We start from the raw sequence: 23,092 nt of genomic DNA, 5'->3' as shown, positions 1-23,092 counted from the left end.
GCCCGTTACAAAGGGTAAACACCAACCAATAATTAATAAAATCCTAGAAAATGAAAAACCGTACCTGTCCGGACAGATACCGGAAGATACGGTTTAATGTTTCTCTTTTATGAGGTTTGCTGTCTTTTTCTTAAGAATGCAAACTTACCTTCGATAAATGGCTGGGCCAGTGTCAATGCAGGCTTACTTGATAATAACAATACGATTAGCATGGATAACACGGCTAAACCGAAGACATCCAGAATACCATCGACTTTGAAAGCGTCAATTTGCCGGAAATATTGGATGAAAAATCCATGGAGCAAATAGACATACAACGTGCGTTGACCTAAGCTGGTCCATCGCATTTCGCGCCCTGGCATCCAGGCGATTACACTAACAATCATCAGACCAGCCAGCAAATAAATGCCTAAGCGTATCAAACCGCCCCAATTTTCCATATTCAATACCGCATAAGATTTAGAACCTAACAGCCAGCCTGAGTTGATTTCAGGTAATATTATTAACAGTCCTGCTACTACTGCCATGACTGCTAATGAGACGATTCTTACAGGAACCGTCCGCCATTGAGCGATATTTTCCTTTGACAGCCAGTAGCCCGCCAGGAAAAATGGGAAAAATACGAATGTCCGTGACAGACTGTAGGCGTGGCCAATTGTATCAAAGTATCCGACCAGCACCCCAATGCTGACCGTGATAGCCATTCCGGCAAGTGGCGGTATTCTGCTGAATAATTGTAATAGAAGATGCCAGCAGAACATGCTCACTAAGAACCAAAGGGACCAATGGGGATAGAAAAGCCCCGTTGCCCAGCTTTCTTTTCCAATAAAAAAGAAATAACCGGAATAAATGGTCTGGAAGATTAAATATGGGAAAAGCAGTTTCTTAGCTAATTTAGCTATATAGCCTTTATTTCCTGCACCTTTTGCAAAGAATCCTGCCAGCAGGATGAAAGCCGGCATGTGAAAGGTGTAAATCCACATATACAAGGTATACATCGATTTGGATCCATCCGTAAACGGCTGAATCATGTGCCCGAATACAACAAGAAATATCAAAATGAATTTGGCATTATCAAACAATGCATCGCGTTTCATACGCCTCAGTCCTTTTTTGCTTCATAAGTGTTCGCTTTCCTATTCACCGTTTCGCTTATTTCTAAACGGCTATTCTCCACTATTTTATAAGAAAAAGACAAAGGGTAGTGCATTTTGAATAAGATGTTATGAGATTTTAAGCAGGATGACAAACTATGTAAATAACCTGTAACAGAAAGAAAAGCAGCTGATGCTCTGCCAGCTGCTTTCGTAATTCTTTTTATTCGAAGTCAATCGCCCAGGTTCCGTCGATGAACAGTGGCTCGGTATGGCCATTCTCTGTTTCTCCCTGAATTTGCAGATCTGCTGATCCCATCATGAAGTCCACATGGATGAGGCTGTCATTGACCCCTTGCTTGTCCATTTGTTCCTTGCTCATATCGGAACCGCCTTCGATATTGGTCGGATAAGCCTTCCCCAGCGCAAGGTGGCAGGAAGCATTTTCGTCATACAACGTATTGAAAAAGATATGACCGGACTGGGAAATTGGTGATTCATGAGGGACCAAGGCGACTTCACCCAATCGTTTAGCGCCTTCATCGGTTTCGAGCAGGTGCTTCAATGTATCTTCTCCTGCTTCTGCTGAGTAATCAACCACTTTCCCCTCTTCAAACGTAAGTGTAAAGTTTTCTATTAAGCTTCCGCCATAGTTTAATGGCTTAGTGCTGGTCACTTTACCATTTACTCCATACTTATGAGGCATTGTGAATACTTCTTCGGTTGGAATATTAGGGTTGAATTCAACTCCCTTGTTGGTCTTTGTGGAACCGCCATGCCAAATATGCCCTTCCGGCAAATCGATTGTCAAATCGGTCCCGGGCGCTTTGTAATGGAGCTTCCGATATTGCTTTTTATTTAAAAATTCCCGAGCATGGCGAAGGTTTTCATTGTGCTGGTTCCAGGCTTCCAATGGATCCTCTTGATCGACGCGCGAAATTTTGAAGATTTGGTTCCACATCCTGTTGACGGCCATCTTCTCCGGAAGATTCGGGAATACCTTTTTCGCCCATGCTGCTTGTGGAAAGGCGATAATACTCCAGGAAACCTTATCATTCATGACATAATCGCGGTAGTTGCTTAAGGCTTGAGCACTGGCTTTGTTAGCTTCTGCAATTCGTTCGGAATCTACGTCATTCATTAAGTCAGGATCGGGACCATAAATAGTCAGCAGGGAGTAACCTTCCTGGACCATTTCTTCTAGTCCTTCAGCTTTCCACTTTGGAAAATTTTTCAGGACATCTAATGGAGCATTTTTCATCTTCATGTAGGAAACAAGTTCATCATTCCATTCTACATGAACGTTTTTTGCTCCCTTCCCATAAGCCTTTGCTACAATCACACGGGCGAGATCGGAGGCTTCTATGGGTGCATTCACGATTAAACCTTGCCCTTTTTGTAAGTTGACTCCCTTGGTAAGAGCTAAGTCTGCATATTTTTCAAGATTTTGCTGGTGGTTTTTCATCTTTTTACCTCCACTAATCCGTTTTTATTATCTATAATTATTTCATAATTTTTGCTTCTTTCCCAGCAATAGCCTCATCAACTACAATTAATCCTCCTTTTACTGAAGGATCCTTATCGAGATAGTTGGGTCCGTTACCATAAGAGGACTGGGATGGGCAGGGAAACCACTCGCTTTCCTGCGGGATGAGCATGACAGGTGAGACCCCGCAGAGCGTCAGCTCGAGGAGGCTCAGCGCATGTCCGCGGAAAGGGAGTCGTTCCCCACCGGACCGTTATGCAGGCAAACATCTCGAAATCAAGTCTTCGACTTTTCGGGACTTTTGGTTAATAAAAAAAGTCCTGTTGATCAAACGTTTGATCAACAGGAGTTCTGTTCATTTAAACAGCAATATCTTTATCAATGGCGCCTTTGTCATTGAACATTTCGTAATTGAATTTACCAAGAATGCGCGAGGTTAATGTACCCGATGTCATGGCTCCATTAACGTTCAAAGCGGTTCTTCCCATATCGATCAGTGGCTCTACAGAGATAAGGAGCCCTGCCAGGTAAACTGGAAGATTCATGGAGGATAACACAATTAATGCTGCAAAGGTTGCTCCTCCCCCTACTCCGGCAACACCGAATGAACTGATTCCAACTAACAAAATCAGTTGGATGAGGAACCCGGGACTGAGTGGATCGATACCTACTGTAGGGGCTATCATGACAGCAAGCATAGCTGGATAAATCCCAGCACAACCATTTTGGCCGATGGTAGCTCCGAATGAAGCCGACATATTTGCCGTTCCTTCATCTACTCCCAGGCTGTTTTTCTGAGCAGAAATGTTTAACGGAATGGTTCCGGCACTCGAACGGGATGTGAAAGCGAAGCCTAATACCGGCAAAACTTTTTTCAAATAGGTCAACGGGTTCAAACCGCTTAATGCTATTAATGACAAATGAAGTAAGAACATGACTAGTAAAGCTACATAGGAAGCCATCACAAACTTCCCAAGCTCCATTATTCCGCCAACATTTGTTTGTGCAACGGTGTTGGCCATCAAACCCATGATTCCAAATGGAGTTAAACGAAGAACGAGTGTAACGATTCTCATGACTACTGTATAAATCGCATTGATTCCTTTAATGAAAACCGATGCCTGTTCCGGATTCTTACGCCTTACCCCCAGGACTGCTATTCCGATGAAAGCCGAAAATATTACGACTGCAATGGTGGAGGTGGCCCTATCGCCCGTCATATCCAGGAATGGGTTGGCAGGAATAAATTGTAGTATCTTTTGCGGAGTACTCATTCCTTCCACATCCGCAAGCCGCTCCTCCATGAAGCTTCCACGTTCCTGTTCCGCCTGGCCTGCTTCAATTTGATCTGCGTTCAAATCGAAGGCAAGGGAACTGCCTATTCCAACAACGGCAGCAACCATGGCTGTTGCTACTAATATACCGATAATCCATCCAGACATTTTTCCTAATTCTGATGATTTTTCAAGATTAATAATAGATTGAATGATGGACACCATTACAAGCGGGATAACAATCATCATCAATAATCGGACATAACCGCTCCCTACTATACTGTACCAGTCTGTCGTTTGAGCTACGACATTTGAATCCGCCCCATAAATCACCTGCATAGCTATTCCCAGCAGAATACCGAAGCCTAAACCAGTAAACACTCGCTTGCTGAAAGAAAAATGTTTTTGCTGCATTTTCACAAGAATACCGATAAGGACAAGTAAAACAGCAATATTCAAGCCAACTAACATATGAATCATCCCTTTCTCACTTTAAACTTTACAATCCCGATAAGTTTAATTGGTGTTAAATAAGATACACTCATTTTATGCAGCTGTCAATAAATAGTTGTCTGCTTTATTATATGAAAATTTAAAGTTGTCCTAGTCTTAGTAAATTTTATAAATACTTGAAAGTTATACTTCCAGAGAATTAAAAAAGCCCACGCATTTAAGCGTGAGCCATATGAAGCCATTATTATTGGTCGAACATTTTATTCAAATTAGCCATTTCAATCGCTGCAGATGCTGCCTCCCAGCCTTTGTTTCCTGCTTTTGTACCAGCGCGTTCAATTGCCTGCTCAATCGTATCGGTTGTGATTACACCGAAAATGACTGGAATACTGCTCTTGCTGGCAGCCTGCGAAACCCCTTTTGCTGCTTCACTGCAAACATAATCAAAGTGAGGCGTAGAGCCACGGATGACTGCGCCTAATGTGATAACTGCATCATATTTCCCTGATTCCGCCATACGGGAAGCAATCATCGGAATTTCAAATGCTCCTGGGACCCAGGCAGCTTCTACCTGTTCTAAATCGACACCGTGTCGCTTCAAACCATCCAGAGCTCCTTCATAGAGTTTGCTTGTGATGAAATCATTGAAACGTCCGACGACGATTCCTATTTTCAAGTCTGTACCGACCATATTACCTTCATATTGTTTTACCATAATCTTCTCCTCCTTCATCCTTTAAAAGTGAAATAGATGACCTAGTTTTGATTTTTTCGTTTGTAAATATTTTTCATTTTCTGTACGGCTTGGCATCTCAATCGGAAGCCGTTCTACTACTTCTAATCCATGTCCGCCTAAACCGGATATTTTTCTTGGATTATTGGTAAGCAGACGTAATTTCGTAATACCTAAATCTTTTAATATTTGTGCACCGATGCCATAGTCCCGGAGGTCAGGCGCAAAACCAAGCTTCTGGTTGGCTTCTACAGTATCAAGCCCTTGTTCCTGTAATTTATAGGCGTGCATTTTATTCAAAAGGCCGATTCCGCGGCCTTCCTGGCGCATATATAGCAATACTCCGCTGCCATTTTCCTCAATTTGACGAAGTGCCGCTTCAAGCTGCGGCCCACAGTCACACCGGTAGGAGCCAAAAACATCACCAGTCAAACACTCGGAGTGTACCCTTACCAACGTCGGTTCATCCGGCTTTATTTCTCCTTTGACCAATGCCACGTGTTCACGGAAATCAACGTCATTGGTATAGCCATAAGCTTTAAAGTCCCCATATTCTGTTGGGAGATTGATTTCTACCTCGCGTTTTACATGGTTCTCATAACGGTTACGGTACTTAATCAAGTCAGCAATCGTAATCATGGTGAGGTCGAATTCATCTGCCATCTTACGCAAATCGGGGACCCTGGCCATTGTTCCATCTTCTTTAATGATTTCACAAATTACACCTGCAGGAGCTGATCCCGATAGCTTAGCCAAATCGACAGCGGCTTCCGTATGACCGGCCCGGCGCATAACGCCTCCATCTTTTGCCAGTAAAGGGAAAATATGGCCTGGCTTATTGAAATCTTCAGGCCGGGATTCCGGATTCAGTAACTGCTTGATAGTCTCAGCTCGTTCTGCAGCTGAGATTCCTGTTGTCGTATTTTTATGATCGATACTGACGGTGAACGCAGTAGCCAGAGAATCCGTGTTTTTTTCCACCATCGGGAATAAATTCAACTTTTCAGCAATCGGCTGACTGACAGGGGCGCACACCAATCCTTTTCCATACGTAATCATAAAATTGATCATTTCCGGAGTCGCATATTCGGCCAGCCCGATGAGATCCCCTTCATTTTCCCTATCCTCGTCATCACATACAATGACTACTTTACCTTGTTTCAAGTCTTCCAGCGCTTGCTCTATCTTATCAAACATCTCGGTCACCTCTCTCAATTTCCTCCAAATCCGTGCTCATCCAGGAATGCCTTCGTCAAGTTTGAAGATTGGCTCTTTTGACTTTGCTGTCCTGATAGAAAATGTGCCACGTATTTACTGATCATGTCACATTCAATATTCACACTGTCTCCTACACCTTTTGCCCCAAGTACGGTATGTTCCATCGTGTGCGGGATTAATGAAATGGTGATGGTATCCTCACTTACGCCAAATACCGTCAAGCTGGTTCCATCAACTGCAACAGAACCTTTATAAACAAAATACCCAAGTAAATCATCCGATAAGGAAATATCATAATATACCGCATTTGAATGGTTATTTTTGCTTACTATCTTTCCTTTTCCATCAATATGACCGGAAACTAAATGGCCACCGAACCGGCCATCAGCTGCCATCGCTCTCTCTAAATTAACTTTGCTGCCTTTCTTCAGCTCATTCAAATTCGTTGCATGGTACGTTTCCGGCATAACATCGAAGGAAAGGTTGTTATTTTTGATATCAGTAATCGTCAAACATACACCGTTAATTGAAATACTGTCACCCAGTTTGGCGTCTCTGACAATAGTATTAGCAGTTATCGTCAGTTCCATCGCTTCTGTTTTTGATGTAATCGCCTGGATTTCACCAATTTCTTCTACAATACCTGTAAACATTTATGTTCTCCCCTTTGGAATGGCTGTCAATTTGATATCTTCGCCCACCATCTCTGTCGATTGAATACGTAAATCCAGGGCCTGCTTTAATTGCTCGAAGCCTTTTCCTTCTACGGGAGTAAGCGCGTTTTTACCACCTAGCAATTTCGGAGCGATGTAGGTGATTAATTCGTTGATTTTACCTGCGCGTACAAAAGCATCGGCTATCGTCCCTCCGCCTTCTACCAGCAGGGAGGTGACCTCTTTCTCCCCTAAATAGCTGAGAACTTCTGCAATTTTAATGGCAGGAGATTTAAGGGAAATCACCTCGACGTGACCTTTAGAGCGATAAGCTTTCAATTGATGAGGAGAGACTCTGCTGCTTGTAATAATCCATGTTGGAGCCTCATCATTTTGAAGCAATTGAGAAGAAAGTGGTGTCCTTAAATGGTTATCCAGAATAATACGGATTGGATTCTTACCGTTCCCCTCGATTCGGGTAGTCAACTTCGGATCATCGTTGATAACCGTCTGCACACCGACCAGGATAGCATCACAACGGCGACGGTAATTATGTCCGTCGTTCCTTGCCGCCTCTCCGGTAATCCATTTACTTTCCCCGGAGGAGGTAGCAATTTTTCCATCCAGGGTCATTGCGGTTTTCAAAAACACATATGGGGTGCCCGTTTCGATGTAATGAAAAAAGTCGGTGTTCAGGTGGTCTGCCTGTTCTTTTAATACGCCGGTCACTACTTCAATCCCGGCATTTTCCAGCATTTTCACTCCTCTTCCCGCCACTTGGGGATTCGGATCGCTTGATGCGATGACCACCCGCTTCATACCAGCATCAATGATAGCCTGGGCGCACGGCGGAGTTTTTCCATAATGGCTGCAAGGTTCCAATGTCACATAAATAGTCGCCCCTGCCGCCTTATCTCCAGCCATCTTTAATGCGTTTACCTCCGCATGAGCTTCTCCCGCTTTAATATGAACACCAAGCCCGACTACTTCATTATCTTTAACGACTACCGCTCCTACAGCGGGATTCGGCGAGGTCTGGCCTACTGTAGGTTTTGCCATATCAATGGCAAGCTTGATATATTGTTCATCTCTCTCCATCATTTCCTCACTCCACATCTTTGCTGCAGAAATTCTACAAAGAAAAACCCTGAAGAAGGCATACTTCTCCAGGGTCTGTAAACGTCTTTATTTTTTAGTATGCTAAAGAAGCCATACTAGCAGTATTTATGACCTTTACTTTTTCCTTCTCCCATCCAGACTGTCACTGTCGGCTTTGGAATTTCACCAAATCAGGGGGAGGACCAGATGCAAAAGCATCTTTTTTCCATAGCCATTTATGGAGGTAATCCCCGTCGCGGGCTGAAAGCAATTACACTTATAACCGCCGGTTGAGAATTTCACTCGACCCCGAAGGAACTTGATACGTATTCTATTGACTTATACTAAATATAAAGGAAATAGTCGTATTTAGCAATTCATTCGTTTAATTAAGGTTCCACACATATATTTCCACTATATTTTTCTTTTACACGGCTACACTAAACATAAACATCAGTAAGAGGTGCTGAATATGAAGCATAAAGAAAAACGAAAAGAACAAAAGTATACGGATTTTTCTAACGTAGAAACACAACGCAACTTTCTGGTGCCAGAGGACTTTCCAGATGGCCCTTATGGTTCACCAATTCGAAAAGATGAGCCGGTGGAATATAAAAGTACCCCCTGGAAAGAGGGTCAACAATATTATAGTAATTTCGCTTATGAAAACCGTAATCTGCACGAGGATTTGCCACGGCAATATCCAGGGGCACATCCGACTCATGACGATAAAGAAATGGACAGTGAAGCTCCTTACGACAATGCTTCAAACAAAGGAGATAGTTAAAAAAGTGCAAAGAGGGATTTCCTTCTTTGCACTTTTTATTTAAGATTCAGCTATAAACGTGTCTGCTTCCAGGGTAAGTTCCACATTTCCCTGGATTGCTTTTGAAATCATGCAGCTGGTTTCCGCTTTTTTCACCAATTTATCAAGTTTAATTAAATCACTTCTTGCTGCTTCTTTTTTTAAAGCAATTTTAGGACGGTGGATAATCTTCTGATAGGTAAAAATTCCATCTGTCACATCGACAATCCCCTCTGATGTCAACCCCATTTCCTTTAATGGCAAACCGGCTCGTTCAATCATAGCTGCAAGAGTAATGAGGTAGCAAGTAGCCGCAGCCCCCAATAGCATTTCGTCCGGATTTGTTCCAATATCAGGGCCTTCCATTTCTTTTGGAATCGATATTTCTGTTTTAAGCTTTCCAGCATCTATATATCCGACATTATTCCTTCCGCCAGGCCACTCTGCCTTTAGATGAAAATGGTGTTCTGCCATTATATCCCCTCCACTTCTCTCCTCTATTGTATACAGGAACAAATTGTTATTCAAAAAAACAACCATGCCCCTAAGACATGATTGTATCATTCATCATTTTCAATTAATTGTTTTAATACAACCGCGTGATTATATTCTTCATTCTTTGCCCCGAACAATAACACCAGTCGTTCGTTTTGCGCCATTTCCTTTAACTGATTGAGCTGTTGCTTACGTTCCTTGCTGTTATCAATCTGTTCTTTATAATAGTCTTTAAACTCCTCATATTTTTCAGGATCATGGTCGAACCACTGTCTTAGTTCCTTGCTTGGAGCTATTTCTTTCATCCATTCGTCTACTTTGGCTTTTTCTTTAGAGATTCCACGCGGCCAGATGCCATCCACCAGGACACGGTTACCTCCTAATGGTTCGGATTCATCATAAATCCTTTGTAAAACTACAGACATTTCTCTAACCCCTTTCTCATCCTTATCCTTTTCTTATAACCGGTTTTTACATCAAATAAACTACTTTTTAAAAAATAAATTTCAGTAGTTCACCATCGGTAGAAAGATCCACCTTTTGCTGTTTTATTATTGAGAAAGGATAGTCTGGGGTTGCTTACGCTTGCCAATCTTTTTGGAATCGTTCGATTTTGATCTGGAGGTCTTTTAGCATACGTGATAATTGTTCCAGCTCAGCACTGCCTGCTTCCTGTTCGTCCATCGAGTCTGCCACTTCATGAAGCATTTTAATGCGGTTTTTAATATATTTCATTTGTTCGCTTGGCTGATCTGTCGCTTTTCCCATCGTGCCACCTCCAATTTATATTTTATTTGGCTCTTTTACTCGGTGTTGATTTTTATAATTTGCTTATTCAACAATAGGGCCAAAAAGTCGAAGACTTGATTTCAAGATAATTATTGGGGATTAGGGGCTCCGGGAAACGATTCGCTTTCCGTGGGCGTGTGCTGAGTCTCCTCAGGCTTCGCCTTGCGGGGCCTCAGCGATCCCGCATATCCCACAGGAGTCTCACCGTTTCCCTACGCCCCTTTGCCATACGAAGTTCTCGAAATCAAACTTGTGGAAAGCGCTCTATGATAATAGAAAGAAGACTATGGACCCTTTACATCCTTTATATATGCCTGAGGATGAAGGTTTATTGTACGCCCTTTTCCCTTTTTGCAGGGTCCGTTTGTTACAAAGCTGTTTGGATGGGCAGGGAAACGGGGAGACTCCCGCGGGAGAAGGGGCTAGGCGAGATCCCGCAGGGCTTTAGCCCGAGGAAGCTTGCCAGGTCCCCCGCAGGAAAGCGAGTCGTTTCCCTGCCCATCCCTTTCCACTTATGGTAACGGACCCAACTATCTCGAAACTGAGCCTTCAGTAAAAGGGGGCTTATTTGTAATATTAACACTGGAGTTTATGAGAGTTTTATTTTAAAACAGCCGCACCATTTGGGTGCGGCTTAAAGGTATTATTCTTCTGGAAGTTCTCTTTTGCTGGATAGGAACCAGCCTGCTGCTGCTATTAATACCAATACAGAATAGAAAATAACTTTCCAGAGAGTTGAATGAGCAAAGTGCTCATCCAGGATTTGGATGTTCGGATGCGCCAGCACAGATACAACCAGCTTGATACCGACCCAGCCGACAATAACGAAGGCTGCAATTTCAAGCCCCGGACGGGTGTGAAGCAGTTTTACGAAGACATTGGCAGCAAAACGCATAATGATAATACCAATCATTCCCCCTGCCAATACGACCGCAAACTGTCCACCATCCAAACTACCTACGTTCGGGAGACCGGTTTCAGGAAGCGCAACTGCTAAAGCCACCGCTGCAAGAATGGAATCGACAGCAAACGCCAAGTCTGCAATTTCCACTTTCAAGACAGTGGTCCAAAACCCACTGCCAGCTTCCGGTGCTTTGTCCTTCTCTTCTCTTTCGGCATCCGTTTCCCGCCATTTATCATACAGGTGCTTGACAGAAATGAAAATCAGGTAAGCAGCACCTAGTGCTTGTACCTGCCACACATCGACAAGGAAAGAAATGACAAATAAAGAGCCGAAACGTAATACGAACGCTCCTGCCAACCCATAGAAGAGTGCTTTTTTTCGTTTTTCCTCTGGAAGGTGTTTGACCATAATGGCAAGCACTAAGGCATTGTCTGCTGCCAATATTCCTTCCAAACCAATGAGTACAATCAGTACCCACCCATATTCAATCAATAATTGCGTTTCCATGCTAACTCCAGCTCCTCCAAATAAAAAATGATCTCCACCTCATGGCAAAGATCATAAAAACAGACCTTTACCATGAGTGGTAAAGGTCTCGCTCACAACGAATGTTGCCAATAAAGCCGGAGAATAAATCCCGAAATGACGACTTTATCGTTTAAAGCTACTCCCCTTTAAGGAAATACTAATGTACTGAATATGATACCACGAAGCGGCAGAAAGTCAATTACTCTCTATCGCTTGTAGTGGCTTTATTTTTTATCATAGCTGCTATATTCTTCCTATACCCATTTTCAGCTATTATAATCCTGTTATTAATATTTTTTCAGAACGACCTACCACTATCATTATTGTTTACAGGGAGTCTATAATGGATACATAAGGAAAGTATTATCTACATAGAAAAACATTGCTACTCTATAAGTACTTATGGCATTGCTTTTCGTTCTTTTTCTTAAACATTCATTCTTTGAGTGAAGTAAGCTTTTATAAAGTATAAAAAAGGTGTGTGTATAGCTTGTTGGATAAAACATGGTTTAAAGTACTGGTTGCTGTTATCCTTATTTCTTTATTGATTTTTTTGTTAGCTAAAATTGATTTCATCTTTGATCCGCTCTGGGCTACTATTGGTGCCGTAGGTGTTCCGATTATTGGGGCTGGGATACTCTTTTATGTAACGCGCCCTATCATGTATTTTTTGGAGCAATATAAATTTCCAAGGCTGCTGGCTATATTAACTGTCTATTTAATTCTTATATTGATCGGATTTATCATCTCTAAGTTTATTGCACCCATTGCTCAGGAGCAGTTCTCCCGTCTGATTGACAATCTGCCTAAGATGATGGAGAGTGCCCAGGATTTTATTGTATATTGGCAAACGAACCAATCGCTTCTGCCAGCACAGGTCACTGAAACCATCAACCCAGATAATATCATGGAAAATATTGAAAAATACTCAGAAAGTGTCACTACTGCTATCATCAACTTTATCAGCTACCTTGTCAGCTTTGTAATCGCATTGGTTTTGGTGCCGTTCTTCTTATTTTTCATGCTGAAGGATGGTGAAAAATTAGTCCCATTCATTCGGCAGTACCTGAACAAACGTGTTGGTGACAGCTTCACACGATTAGCAAGCTCTGTCGATCACACGCTGCAGGCTTTCATTCAGGGGCAGCTGATAGTCAGCTTCTTTGTCGGTGTATTGCTGTTCATCGGTTATGCGATTATAAGCTTGCAGTATTCCCTTACTTTGGCATTATTCGGGATGGTCACTAACGTTATTCCATTTGTCGGTCCATTTTTAGCAGTCATTCCTGCGATACTGGTTGCTTTATTCCAGGATCCCATCATGGCGGTTTATGTAGCCATTATCATGCTTGTCGCCCAGCAGATCGAAAGCAACTTAATATCCCCGAATGTCATGGGAAAAGCACTCAGCATCCACCCGCTTACCATCATTACGATTATATTGGCCGCCGGAAGTATTGCGGGTTTCCTTGGCATACTGTTCGCAATCCCGGTTTATGCTGTTTTTAAAACAATCGTTCATCACCTCTACCAGGAATGGCTGGCAAGTAAAGAAAAACAGTACACAGAATAATTTTCTCCCTGCAGGTCTTGCAGGGAGAAATTTAATGCCTGGCCATGATCCAAAATAGAAAAAAGGAGAATCATTTATGCAAGAGACACCCCGGCTTTGGACAAGGCCGTTTATTTTTCTTTTACTAGGAAACTTGTTCACTTTTATGAGCTTTCAAATGTTACTGCCTAACCTTCCTCCATACATCGAAGCTATAGGCGGAAACAAAATGGAAATCGGCCTTGTCACCACCATGTTTTCCATTGCCGCCATCTTAATCCGGCCATTTATCGGGCATATTTTGATGACCAAAGAACGAAAGGCACTTATACTTGCCGGTTCCATTTCCCTCTTGATGATGACACTGCTTTACCCGGTAACCCAGGTTGTTCTCATTGTTTTGCTGCTCCGGTTCGCCCATGGACTGGCATGGGGGTGGTCAACCACTACAAACGGAACCGCGGCTGTAGATATTGTACCCAGAAAACGGGTCGGAGAAGGTATGGGTTATTTTGGATTATCGATTACCGTCGGGATGATTATTGCCCCCAGTCTTGGTATTTACATTTATCAGCACTATACTTTCCATTTATTGATATGGATTTCAGCAGCACTTGGTATTATCGCTATTCTTTTATTTACACTAACAAATTTTCATACTCCTGAAAGTGTAAAAGAAAACCAGGAAGCTCCTCCTAAGTTTTCGTTTATCGGTTCCCTTGTTGAAAAAAGAAGCTGGTATCCAGCTTTCGTTACTTTTCTCACTACATTTGGATATGGATCGATTGTTACCTATATCGTGATATTCGGAAACGAACGAGGGTTAAGCGGCACCTATTTGTTCTATTTATTCAATGCTTTGCTTGCTACCATTTCACGTCCTGTTACTGGCCGATACTTTGACAAGCGTGGACCGTGGAACCTGATTATGTTCTGTACAGCCATCACCTTCGTTGCTATGTGGATTCTTGCCAGTGCGAATACTAATATGGATTTAATTATGGCCGGAGCTTTATTTGGTCTTGGTTATGGTTCCATGATGCCAGCCTTCCAGGCCTGGGTCATCTCTAAAACAACTACTGCGAGAAGCGGGATAGCTAATGGGATGTTTTATTCTTCCATCGACCTTGGCATCGGCTTAAGCGCTGTAGTATTAGGGGTAATCTATCAATTTGTTGAAACAGCTTCATTATTTAAAATATCCAGCTTTTTATTTATTCTTGTCTTCATCCTGACCTGGCTGGATGCCAGGAAGCAGACAGAGCCCTGGCATCCTGTCAGTTAAATCAAAAGAAAAGGGCGACTCCCAAAAAGAGTCGCCCTTTTCTTTTAAATATAATTATTCGCCTGCGATATCTTTGATTTCCTGCTCAAGTTTATCAAGGATTTCGCCGTCTACAGTTGAAACTTCCTCACGGTAGAAATCACGTACAGGCATTGCTTTTTCCCTGAACTGATCTCGTTGTTCTTCTGTCAATTCAATGATTTCAGTTGGGTTATCTTCATCGTTCTTGATGACTTCAAGGTATTCTTCATTTTGCTTTTTCTGTTCTTCAAATACCCATTCCTGCATTTCTTCTGTTGTTTCTGTAACCATATTCTGCAGATCCTCAGACAGGCCTTCGAACCAATCTGAATTTACTGTAGTCATAGCTACGTAGTTATTGTGATTAGAGATAGTCATATAATCCTGCACTTCATGGAAAGAAGCATCTCCAATGAAGAAGATCGGGTTTTCCTGACCTTCTACAGTGCCACGGTCAAGAGCTGTGTACAGTTCAGACCAGGACATTGGAGTCGGCTGCGCACCATAAGCCTTATAGGATTCAAGAATCAATGGAGACGTCTGGGTGCGCATTTTGAAGTTCTGGAAATCTTCAGGTTTTTCAATTTTCTTGCTGGAAGTCCACTGCATCGCACCTTCCGTCCAGAAAGATAGCGGTGTAATGGAATGTTCCTTATACTTTTCAACTAAATCAGTGTTCAATGCTTCACTCGTATTCAATACTTCCTGTGTCTTTTCTACACTGTCCGGGAACAAAAAGTGTAGAGCGAAAACTTGTCCTTCTTTTACCATGTTACCAGTGAACCCTGGAGACATAACAGCCATCTCTACAGCCCCGCCCTGCAGCTGCTCGACCTGGTCACTTTCTGTTCCAAGTCCACCGTACTCATACACTTCAATGTTCACTTGGCCGTCGGACTTTTCATTCATACGATCCGCAAATTCCTGGGCATATTCATACTGAACCTGACCTTCAACTTCTTCCGTGACGAATTTCCAGTTTTGCGTGCCTTCACCACCAGATTCGCCACCATCTCCGCCGCCTTCATTACCTCCACAAGCAGCTAAAACCATACCAATCGACAACAACAGTATGAAACTTAGTAACCCTTTTTTGTTAAAAATAATCATTACCCCCTACAAGTTTTTTATATTATCCCCCACTCCTTACAATAAAATAAGTGAGAGCTCCTCAAAGAAAATCAGCAGGAACGAAACAAATACCAGCATGATGATGTATGGCGGTGTTCCCTTGATAACTTCCAGGTACGGTTTATTGAATACCGCACTGGCTGTAAATATGTCGACACCGAATGGTGGTGTTGCAGATCCTAGTGCTGCCTGGAATGTGATAACTACTCCTAAATGAATAGGATCGATACCTGCACTCATTGCAGCCGGATAGAAGATCGGTGTCAATACCAGAATGACGACGATTGGATCTACGAACATACATCCGATGAAGAAAAATAAGGTAACCATAAGTAATACGAAAATCGCACTAGGTTCAGGGCCAAGGACAGCCTCGGTGATCATTTGAGGAATTCTGGCAAACGAAATGACCCACGTGAATGCCTGTCCACCTGCTACCAGCACAAATACAGCAGAGGTTACCAAACCGGTGGAACGTGCAATTTTCGGCAATTCTTTTATATGGATGGAACGATAAATCAATACTTCGAGAACAAAAGCATAGAGGACAGAAACCCCCGCCGCTTCTGTAGGACTAAAGATACCCGCATAAATACCACCAATGATGATAATCGGGAATCCCAGCGGAAGCAATGCTTTACGGAAGGATCGGAAACGTTCTCCCCAGCTCGCTTTTGCTGTCAATGGAATGTCAGCGACTTTCGCATAAATAACACTATAAATGGCAAATAATAGAAAAACGATAACTCCTGGAACAATACCGGCAATAAACAAATCACCGACAGATGTTCCTGACACAAGCCCATACATGATCATTCCGATACTTGGTGGAACGAGCAATGCGATATCACTGGAGTTAATAATCAGTGCTATTGCAGTAGGATCTTTGTAGCCCACTTTCAATAACCTTTCCCTCATCGGTGTACCGATTGCAACAACTGTCGCCTGTGTCGATCCTGAAATAGCACCGAACAACGTACAGGCAGCCGCGGTGGTAATCGCATATCCCCCGCGCAGATGACCAATGAAAGAACTGATGAAATCCAGCAGCCGTTTAGAAGTCTTACCAGTCGTCATGATGTCAGCCGCAAAAATAAACAATGGAACAGCCAGTAGTACATAAGGCTCGATTCCTGTAGCGAACTGCTTCATCAATAGCATCGGGTCTAAGTTTGGAAAATATAAGAATAGGACAACCATTGGCGCCGCCATAAGCGGGATCATCATTGGGAAGTTCAATAACAATAGTACAACCATGATTGTTAACAGAGTAGCTACCATATTGTTTTCCTTTCCTGAACAGATTTGTTTGCATCAATTTAATTATCGTCTACAAATGAACTTCATCCTGGACGTCCCGTTCACTCAATTCTTTATCATTGTAATCTGTAGCATCTGTGCCCAGATAAACGGTGTCCCTGTCTGTTATATTGATTAACATATTCCGTATAAATTGAATTCCTCCCAGCGCGAAGCCGATCGGTATCGCAATGTACATATAATATAAAGGTGTTTGCATCGCTGAAGTTACTCGCCCTGAATTTTTGATATCGATTACATATAAATAAGAATAATAAGCGAGTACAAACAAGAAAAGAGCTGTTATCGCGGGGATGAGAATCATAAGTATCTTTCTTATTTTAAACGGAGCCATATCGTAAAATGCCGACATACTGATATGCCTGCCTTTGCGTGCGGCGTAACTGATACCCATAAAAGTTGCGATAATGACGGAAAACTGACTGACCTCGTCAGCAAATGGAGGGGAATAAGTAAACAGTGCTCTCATAAGAGCTTTACCAACAACCATAACTGCAATGATGATTACAGCATAGCTTAAAATGAATTCTTCTAATTTAAGTATAAAATTGTCTAGTATCCTAAGTAATTTCAATGTAAGTATTCCTCCTAATAAATTGCAGGAATTATCTAAAAAAAGCTCATGTATTCTTTATCATACCGTGTGGCTTTCCTACATTCAAACTCCCCTCTTCGCTATAATACGCTTTCACTACATAAATATTGGCATATATAGCAGTTACATCGCATATATTTATATATTATCTCAAATGCTGGGTAATAATGCTTACTCTATATATTATCAGAAAATTCACTATAATTCTACCTAAAATATGACAGATTCTAAAGTATGGAAGATTATAGGGTGTCATTATTCATGGGAAAAGCGATAGACAAGCGATTCCCCGATAGGATAATACCCTATTTTCTTATAAATTGAATTAGAGGTGGGGTTTTCGGCATCGGTATAAAGGCTGCAAAACCGGTAACCTTGATCTAATAGTTTTTCCGTCAATGCCCAGACCGCTTGGGTAGCGTATCCTTTCCGTTTGTATTCATCAGGAGTGTAAACAGCATTGACTGTTGCACCATGTTTCGTACTTCTTGATTGATTAACCATCGATACCGGAATGCCATTCACAATCCATAAGTTCATGGAACCAGACTTAACCATATGTTCCGCCAGCGTTTCGGCGTCCTCCATAATCGATCTTTCTCCTGCTTCTCTTCCAAAGAAACGCAGCCATTCCGCAATCAGGACTTTATCACTTTCTTTTGCAACTTTTAGTTTTCCTCCATTTGCATGGATTTGCTCAAGCTGGTCTAACCGATAGACAAGCTGTTTCATATGGATGTAGCTCGTACGCTTACTCTTCTTAGAATAAGCATCTTTAAACATAGTTGCACCCTCTGCTTTCCCTACTATTCCATCAACCGGATAACCATTATCATATAGATAGCAGGCAGCCATATCGATGACTGATTGATCGGTATCACATGCAGGGAGCACCCACTGATTCCGCATCGTATGTAACAGGGTATAGACTACCTCGCCGCCTTCTTCAATCGTGATCAAGTCCGCTTCAGCAGGCTGCTTCTTTAAACGCTCTGCAATACCTAAAGGCAAATTATTCATCGCCTCCTGTTTCATCAGAAACGATTCCACCTTCTCCAGGTACACCTTCGGATCATTATAGCTTTTTACTTCCATGTTATCCTCCCCCTTCAAAATAACACTCTGTTAAACATTGGTGTTGATTTTCCCATTATTAGGCTTATTCCACAATAGGGCCGAATTATGGAAGACTCAGTTTCAAGATATTAGTTGGAATAACGGGGCGTGGGGGAACGAGTAGCTTTCCACGGGAGTTCGTTGAGGACTTTCAACTCCGCTTTATTAAGACCGTCCCGGCTGCACATCCACTGCGCAGCGGTCTTTATACCCTTTCTAATGACCGTTAGCCACTTCTCCACACTGTTTAGTGGTCTCTATTCATGTTCTAAAGACCGCTCCGATACATTTCCACTCTTCTAACAGTCTTTATCGACTGAAAGACCCTCCCCTCGCGATGAGAGAAGGTTCTGATGCTTACATTTTTGATGATGATTTAATCATTCACTCCTTTTCCATTAAGAATATGTCTCAGGGCATGCCCATGGAATGCGAGTGAATTCCCGGACCTCCATAACGTTACTTCCATAACGGAAACAAATATATCTTAAAACTGAGTCTTCAGTTATTGGGAGCTTTTATTGCAACAACAACACAGAGGCTTAACAGAGCCTAAGATAAAAGTGCACTTACTATACCACACTTGACAACTCCCCTACAATGGAATTAGAGGTGATGACAGTGACAAATAATGAAATCAAAGATCAGATTGCTGAGCTGAAATCCGATTACGTCCGCATCCAGGGTGATTTAGATAAAATTGAAGCTACTGGTGGAAATGTCACTAATGCGGAAAAGCAGCTTCATCATATTGAAGAAGAGTTGAAACGTCTGAATCATAAACTTGCTGAAAACAAATAGAGCAAAAACGGCAGTCCGTGACGTAACGGACTGCCGTTTTTTTATGACTCATCCCTACCGTTCCGCTGTTCTTCCAGTCGGGATTGAATTTTATCTTTTTCTTTATCAGGCGGCATCAAACTGACCACGATATCGCCTTGTTCTGCCTTCGTAGTAAAGTCTTCCGTATAGAAATCGATTTTACCTGATGGCTTTTTAATAAATAACAGAATGGCGTCGATATTTTTGTTCTCTAAATAATCTTTAAAGGTAAACTTCGGTGTAATACTTGTTTTACGGAATTTATACCCTTCCTTTGCCAACTGGTTCAATTTTTCCCAGGAAGCTCCTTCCTCAAACAGGATACGTCCACCGATGGAGTGTACCAGACCTTCTAAATTATCTCCACTTTGGTTGCGCAAACTTAATTGATAGAGGTTATTTCTTCCGAATGTTGGCACAAAAGTAGTACAAATCAGCGCGTTGTATGAATCGAGATCTGATGCGGCAATCAGATATTCATATGGAGTCATATCCATGGTATATTCCGTCTGTTCAGACAGAATTTCTCCATGGTAGATCGGTACCCCTGCCTGCCTTGCTTTTGCTAAACGTTCCCATGAAGAATCAATAATCATAACTGGCACTTTTAATTCTTCCAGCGTTTTCGCTAAGGATACCGTAAAAGAGCTGCTCCCGTTAATCAGGACACCTGGCGGCCCCTCCATGGATAAGTTCAATTTCTTGGCCAGCCATTGGATAGAAAACCCATGGGCAACCACGGTAGAAAACACAAGAGCAAAAGTAATCGAAAGCAGTAAGTTCGCATCTTCATACCCTTCATCCAGCAGGGCACTGGCGAAATAACTGGATACGGTCAAAGCGACTATTCCCCGGGGCGCTATCCAGCCGACGAGCAGCTTCTCCGATTTGGTCAGGTCCGTTCCCATAGTAGAAATCCAAATAGAAAGCGGTCTTACGACAAATAACATTAACAGCACAAAACCGATGATTTGGAAATTGAGTATTTGAAATAATGTATCTGTCGTCAAAGAAGCCGTCAGCATGATGAAGATTGTCGATATCAATAGCAAAGAAATATTTTCTTTAAAGTGTCTCATATCTGAAATCGATGGGATATGGAGATTAGCGAGTGTCATCCCCATCGCCGTTACAGCCAGCAACCCTGTCTCATGCATGATTTCATCCGATATGGTAAAGCAGGCGATGACGACCGTAAACACAACGGGCGACTTCAAATATTCCGGCACATAGCCAGTTTCGAACATCCACCCGACTCCTTTTCCGCATGCCCAACCGAGTACAGCGGCAAACAGGGATGCAAGGAAAAATGCCAGCAATGCCGGTACGCCAACTTCATCACTGAGAATAAATTGTATGAATTCAAAAGCAAAAACGGCTAACAAGGCCCCTATAGGATCCACGATGATGCCTTCCCACTTTAGAATTTTAGCAGGTCGAGCCTTCAGTTTCGCTTGTCTTAATAATGGTAAAATTACGGTTGGACCAGTAACAATAAATAACCCGGCGATGACAATAGCTACGGTCCAGGACAAACCGGCAACGTAATGGGCAGCAAGTGCACCTAAAATCCAGCCAAGAAAGGCTCCAAACGTTACTATCCTGACAACCGGACGGCCGAGCCCTTTAATTTCTTTAATATCGAGGTTAAGACTTCCCTCAAACAGGATGATCGCTACCGCCATCGCAATGATCGGACGGTATACATCGCCAAAGTCCTGCTCCGGGTTAATCAATCCCAGTATAGGACCTGCCAGTAAACCCGCAATTGACATGAGTACGATTGCGGGCAGCCGGAATCGCCACGCCGCCCATTGGGACCCTATTCCAAGCAGACCAATCAGCATGAATTGTAGTAAAATTGAATCAATCATTACATAACTCCTTTTCTATCACAAAAACAACACCTTTCTCCACCGTTTCTATCAACTTAAAATCATTCTATATTTCTATGATTCTACTGTAAATCATGTTGTTTAAGACTCTTTCCTTTACCCAAATGGCACTCCTTCTAACCATCCGGTTAAAATTGTCAATAAAGCAATATAAAAATATATTGACATCGATTTTCGTGCTTGATAATATTAGCTCGTCTTATAAATATTCAAAAAAATCAGAGCTGGTGCAACAGTTTGAAGATAATTATTCTTGATCCTATCGTTATACATGAAAGTTATAGGCAAGGGTTAAAGTAAGTATAGGGTCGTCCCTTCGGTCAGGGGCGGTTTTTTTACGCCTTCACCCTATTGTGCATAAGGAGGAAATGTAAGTGAAAACAAGAGATACGGTCTTTATAGGTTTTATGTTATTTGCACTATTTTTCGGGGCAGGGAATCTCATCTATCCGCCGACGCTAGGGATAGAAGCAGGCACTTCTTACTGGCCCGCTATCTTTGGTTTTGTATTGACCGGAGTAGGAATTCCAGTATTGACAGTTACCGCCCTTTCTTTTGTGAAAAATGGAACGATAGAATTAGGGACGAGAGTACACCCATTATTCGGCCTTATTTTCACTTCCGTGGTTTACCTTGCTATCGGACCCTTTTTTGGTATACCACGAGCTGCCAACGTAGCTTACGAAATGGGCGTGCAGCCGATGGTTAACGGTGGGAACTCCGGGGTATTATTGGTGTTTACACTTATCTTTTTTGCACTCGTATTCTGGATAAGTCTAAGCCCATCTAAACTCGTGGATCGTGTCGGTCAATGGCTTACACCGCTATTGTTAGCTGCCATTGTAGCGTTAGTGATTGGAAGCTTCTTTTTATTGGATGGTACTGTGCAGCAACCGGTTGAGAAGTATCAATCTTCCCCATTCTCCACTGGCTTTCTGGAGGGGTATTTAACGATGGACGCGATTGCGGCGCTTGCATTCGGTATCCTTGTGATTACCGCTTTAAAAGAACGTGGTGTAACAGACCGCCGACAACTCACTCGCTTCACTTTAAAAGTAGGAGCCGTAACAGCCATTGGCCTTACAGCAGTCTATACAGCGATTGGCTGGATTGGAGCGAAAATGGCTACGGAAGGTTCCTATACCAATGGCGGCGAAATTTTATCCGGAGCAGCACAATTCATGTATGGGCAGCCAGGGACGCTTCTCCTCGGGATCATTGTAGCGCTGGCTTGTTTCACGACATCTGTCGGTTTGACAGTTGCCTGCGGACAATTTTTCAGCAAGACCTTTTCCGGTCTTTCCTATAAATTAGTTATTTCTATCGTGACAATCGTTAGTTTGGCTGCGGCCAATTTAGGGTTGGAGCAGATTATTGCATTTTCTGTTCCGGTACTGGTCTTCATCTATCCGATTGCCATCGTACTGATTGCGCTTGCCTTTGCCAATCGGTTGTTTAACGGCTCCACCTTTGTTTATCAAGGCGCTATTTTGCTTACAGCAATCACTAGCTTATACGATGGATTGGCAGCATTCGGATTGGACTTATCAAATGTGGAACCATTGATGCAGCAATTACCTTTCTTTTCGCTTGGACTCGGCTGGGTTATCCCTGCTCTCGTGGGGGCATTAGCTGGGGGACTGCTGCAATTGCTTGTAACGTCCAACGATAAAAAAATAACAAACTGACCTTTGGATTCAATTATTAAAAGGGCTGTCCTGCGGGTCTTCAAAAGACTTCCAGGACAGCCCTTTTTGGTTATTATTGATATTTGAGAATAGGACAGGGAATAGATTCTTTTTTGATAAATGACTTCCTGATATCA

The 23,092-nt window shown here is 42.5% G+C and carries 21 protein-coding genes and 1 riboswitch; of the genes, 5 read left to right on the top strand and 16 right to left on the bottom strand.

The annotated features are described in order from the left end of the window. Positions 1 to 107 precede the first annotated feature (107 nt). The 7 genes from FHS45_RS13070 to ribD all read right to left on the bottom strand — a co-directional run bounded on the left by FHS45_RS13070 (position 108) and on the right by ribD (position 8,009). A complete protein-coding gene (locus FHS45_RS13070; RefSeq protein WP_062442629.1) occupies positions 108 to 1,097 on the bottom strand; it encodes an acyltransferase family protein in 990 nt (329 codons plus the stop codon). 220 nt (positions 1,098 to 1,317) lie between these two features. Then, entirely contained in the window at positions 1,318 to 2,559 is a 1,242-nt protein-coding gene (locus FHS45_RS13065; RefSeq protein ID WP_062442632.1) for an aminopeptidase, read from the bottom strand. Between the two features lie 380 nt (positions 2,560 to 2,939). Next, a complete protein-coding gene (locus FHS45_RS13060) occupies positions 2,940 to 4,334 on the bottom strand; it encodes an L-cystine transporter (protein ID WP_062442633.1) in 1,395 nt (464 codons plus the stop codon). A gap of 217 nt (positions 4,335 to 4,551) precedes the next feature. Continuing rightward, positions 4,552 to 5,022: a 6,7-dimethyl-8-ribityllumazine synthase gene (gene ribH / locus FHS45_RS13055; protein ID WP_062442635.1), complete on the bottom strand. Its 471-nt coding sequence runs from the start codon at positions 5,020 to 5,022 to the stop codon at positions 4,552 to 4,554. 21 nt (positions 5,023 to 5,043) lie between these two features. Continuing rightward, positions 5,044 to 6,237, bottom strand: coding sequence for a bifunctional 3,4-dihydroxy-2-butanone-4-phosphate synthase/GTP cyclohydrolase II (locus FHS45_RS13050; protein ID WP_062442636.1), 1,194 nt, complete (start codon positions 6,235 to 6,237; stop codon positions 5,044 to 5,046). Positions 6,238 to 6,251: 14 nt separating this feature from the next. Then, entirely contained in the window at positions 6,252 to 6,911 is a 660-nt protein-coding gene (gene ribE / locus FHS45_RS13045; protein WP_062442639.1) for a riboflavin synthase, read from the bottom strand. Then, a complete protein-coding gene (ribD, locus tag FHS45_RS13040; RefSeq protein WP_062447584.1) occupies positions 6,912 to 8,009 on the bottom strand; it encodes a bifunctional diaminohydroxyphosphoribosylaminopyrimidine deaminase/5-amino-6-(5-phosphoribosylamino)uracil reductase RibD in 1,098 nt (365 codons plus the stop codon). A 139-nt stretch (positions 8,010 to 8,148) separates the two neighbouring features. Beyond that, a riboswitch (FMN riboswitch) is annotated at positions 8,149 to 8,330 on the bottom strand. A 151-nt stretch (positions 8,331 to 8,481) separates the two neighbouring features. Here ribD and FHS45_RS13035 point away from each other — a divergent pair. Continuing rightward, the gene (locus FHS45_RS13035) at positions 8,482 to 8,796 is read left to right on the top strand and encodes a hypothetical protein (protein ID WP_062442641.1); all 315 of its coding nucleotides are present in this window, start codon (positions 8,482 to 8,484) and stop codon (positions 8,794 to 8,796) included. Between the two features lie 39 nt (positions 8,797 to 8,835). On the opposite strand, the gene FHS45_RS13030 is transcribed toward FHS45_RS13035, so the two are convergent. The 4 genes from FHS45_RS13030 to FHS45_RS13015 form a co-directional block, all read right to left on the bottom strand. Beyond that, entirely contained in the window at positions 8,836 to 9,288 is a 453-nt protein-coding gene (locus FHS45_RS13030; protein ID WP_062442644.1) for an OsmC family protein, read from the bottom strand. An 86-nt stretch (positions 9,289 to 9,374) separates the two neighbouring features. Next, positions 9,375 to 9,734 carry a DUF488 domain-containing protein gene (locus FHS45_RS13025; protein WP_062442645.1) on the bottom strand — a complete coding sequence of 120 codons (360 nt, stop codon included), beginning with the start codon at positions 9,732 to 9,734 and terminating at the stop codon, positions 9,375 to 9,377. Between the two features lie 154 nt (positions 9,735 to 9,888). Continuing rightward, complete coding sequence (locus tag FHS45_RS13020) at positions 9,889 to 10,077, bottom strand: SE1561 family protein (protein ID WP_062442648.1); 189 nt, start codon at positions 10,075 to 10,077, stop codon at positions 9,889 to 9,891. Positions 10,078 to 10,741: 664 nt separating this feature from the next. Next, entirely contained in the window at positions 10,742 to 11,509 is a 768-nt protein-coding gene (locus FHS45_RS13015) for a TerC family protein (protein ID WP_062442651.1), read from the bottom strand. 502 nt (positions 11,510 to 12,011) lie between these two features. Between FHS45_RS13015 and FHS45_RS13010 the strand changes: the two genes are divergently transcribed. Continuing rightward, complete coding sequence (locus FHS45_RS13010; protein ID WP_308789099.1) at positions 12,012 to 13,103, top strand: AI-2E family transporter; 1,092 nt, start codon at positions 12,012 to 12,014, stop codon at positions 13,101 to 13,103. Between the two features lie 76 nt (positions 13,104 to 13,179). Beyond that, positions 13,180 to 14,367 (top strand): MFS transporter, encoded by a 1,188-nt coding sequence (locus tag FHS45_RS13005; RefSeq protein ID WP_062442655.1) that lies wholly within the window; start codon positions 13,180 to 13,182, stop codon positions 14,365 to 14,367. 54 nt (positions 14,368 to 14,421) lie between these two features. Here the strand turns inward: FHS45_RS13005 and FHS45_RS13000 are convergent, their stop codons facing one another. The 4 genes from FHS45_RS13000 to FHS45_RS12985 all read right to left on the bottom strand — a co-directional run bounded on the left by FHS45_RS13000 (position 14,422) and on the right by FHS45_RS12985 (position 18,529). Then, a complete protein-coding gene (locus tag FHS45_RS13000; protein ID WP_243847141.1) occupies positions 14,422 to 15,441 on the bottom strand; it encodes a DctP family TRAP transporter solute-binding subunit in 1,020 nt (339 codons plus the stop codon). A gap of 93 nt (positions 15,442 to 15,534) precedes the next feature. Then, positions 15,535 to 16,800, bottom strand: coding sequence for a TRAP transporter large permease (locus FHS45_RS12995; RefSeq protein WP_062442660.1), 1,266 nt, complete (start codon positions 16,798 to 16,800; stop codon positions 15,535 to 15,537). Between the two features lie 49 nt (positions 16,801 to 16,849). Then, positions 16,850 to 17,413: a TRAP transporter small permease gene (locus tag FHS45_RS12990; protein ID WP_062442663.1), complete on the bottom strand. Its 564-nt coding sequence runs from the start codon at positions 17,411 to 17,413 to the stop codon at positions 16,850 to 16,852. A gap of 276 nt (positions 17,414 to 17,689) precedes the next feature. Next, the gene (locus FHS45_RS12985; protein WP_062442665.1) at positions 17,690 to 18,529 is read right to left on the bottom strand and encodes a GNAT family N-acetyltransferase; all 840 of its coding nucleotides are present in this window, start codon (positions 18,527 to 18,529) and stop codon (positions 17,690 to 17,692) included. Positions 18,530 to 19,150: 621 nt separating this feature from the next. Here FHS45_RS12985 and FHS45_RS12980 point away from each other — a divergent pair. Further along, positions 19,151 to 19,351: an SE1832 family protein gene (locus FHS45_RS12980; RefSeq protein WP_229717958.1), complete on the top strand. Its 201-nt coding sequence runs from the start codon at positions 19,151 to 19,153 to the stop codon at positions 19,349 to 19,351. 41 nt (positions 19,352 to 19,392) lie between these two features. Here the strand turns inward: FHS45_RS12980 and FHS45_RS12975 are convergent, their stop codons facing one another. Next, positions 19,393 to 21,246: a cation:proton antiporter gene (locus tag FHS45_RS12975; protein ID WP_062442671.1), complete on the bottom strand. Its 1,854-nt coding sequence runs from the start codon at positions 21,244 to 21,246 to the stop codon at positions 19,393 to 19,395. Between the two features lie 395 nt (positions 21,247 to 21,641). On the opposite strand from FHS45_RS12975, the gene brnQ reads away from it, so the two are divergent. Continuing rightward, positions 21,642 to 22,955: a branched-chain amino acid transport system II carrier protein gene (gene brnQ, locus FHS45_RS12970; RefSeq protein ID WP_062442673.1), complete on the top strand. Its 1,314-nt coding sequence runs from the start codon at positions 21,642 to 21,644 to the stop codon at positions 22,953 to 22,955. Positions 22,956 to 23,092 lie beyond the last annotated feature (137 nt).

It is taken from the genome of Thalassobacillus devorans (assembly GCF_011761345.1).
In the GTDB taxonomy this organism is placed as follows: Bacteria; Bacillota; Bacilli; order Bacillales; family Halobacillaceae; genus Thalassobacillus; species Thalassobacillus devorans.
Note: the sequence above shows the minus strand (reverse complement) of the source record. Positions and strands in the feature narration are given on the sequence as shown.